Annotated in this window: 1 pseudogene; it reads right to left on the bottom strand. The window is 62.5% G+C overall.

Going from position 1 to position 1130, the window contains the following annotated elements:
• A pseudogene (locus F7R02_RS25480) lies at positions 1-901 on the bottom strand (type III secretion system effector avirulence protein AvrBs3); the annotation flags it as partial.
• Positions 902-1130 lie beyond the last annotated feature (229 nt).

The raw sequence follows: 1130 nt of genomic DNA, 5'->3' as shown, positions 1-1130 counted from the left end.
TATTGCTGGCGATGGCCACCACCTGCTCCGGGGTCAGGTTCAGGGGGGCACCCGTCAGTGCATTGCGCCATGCATGCACTGCCTCCACTGCGGTCACGCCGCCACGTTTTGCAATCTTGAGAAGTTGGCCTGTGTCCAACTGTAACGGTGGACCTCTCAACTCTCCCGCCACCGTGAGCAAGGCCTCCAGAGCGCGTGCGCCGGACCACTGTTTGCCGACGCCAACGATCGCTTCGTGTGTCGCCTCTGGCAACGCTGCGATCATGTCCTGATACTTGACAGCGACGGTCCCTAACGCTGCCGGGTGTTGGCTGAGCGCAACGATGTGCGCGTGTGTAAACCCATGGCCGACCAGTGCCTCGTGGTGCTGCGCCACTGTCGAACGAACCTTCGGTTTGATCTTCTCCTGTTGCTGCTGGCTGTAGCCGAGCGTGCGTAGATCCACCTGCGCGGCCGGCGAAGCGTCGGAGGGTTGCGCAGCACGTCGTCGCGGCGCCGGCTTGGCGCGCGGCGGCCGCGCGGCAGTGACAGCCACGCGCATGGTGGGTGGGGGGGCGTCGGCTGCCCGCAGACCCGATTGCACCTCATCCCACTCGCCTGTGGCAGCCTCTGTATGAGGCGTGCCGAAGGGAGGCAATGAATCAAAAAGCGATGTATTAAAAAGTGACGGATCGAACTGACGTAACAGGTCACTGAAGCTGCCCGCCGAGAACGCAGGTGAGGGGGCAGGGGGAGATGGCAGCCGGGTCCGGGACATCGTCCGCCGAGCGGGCAAGCCATCCAGGGGGCCGCCGGCAGGCGGAGACACCCCACGATCTGCAGTCGGCTGAACCCTATCCGGTTGGGGGCCGGGCAGAAGCTCGCGGGCAGGACTTGGTGTGCGCGAACGAATGGGATCCATCAGGCATACCTCTTTACATGGTCGCCTCCAGACTAGCGGTCTGTGGTTCCTACATAGCTTCCGAGGCCGCATGGCAGTACACAACTTCGGGTGATCCTGGCAACCCTCGACGACCAGGGTGAGGCGCAGACATGAAGGCGATCACGGACCCGCATGGAGGATCGGCAGAAGGTTGTGAAAAATTTCTGTGCTGACAGCGAGTTAGCTCACTTTTGGCTGTTTTTTACAC

It is taken from the genome of Xanthomonas cissicola (assembly GCF_008801575.1).
Classification (GTDB): Bacteria; Pseudomonadota; Gammaproteobacteria; order Xanthomonadales; family Xanthomonadaceae; genus Xanthomonas; species Xanthomonas cissicola.
Note: the sequence above shows the minus strand (reverse complement) of the source record. Positions and strands in the feature narration are given on the sequence as shown.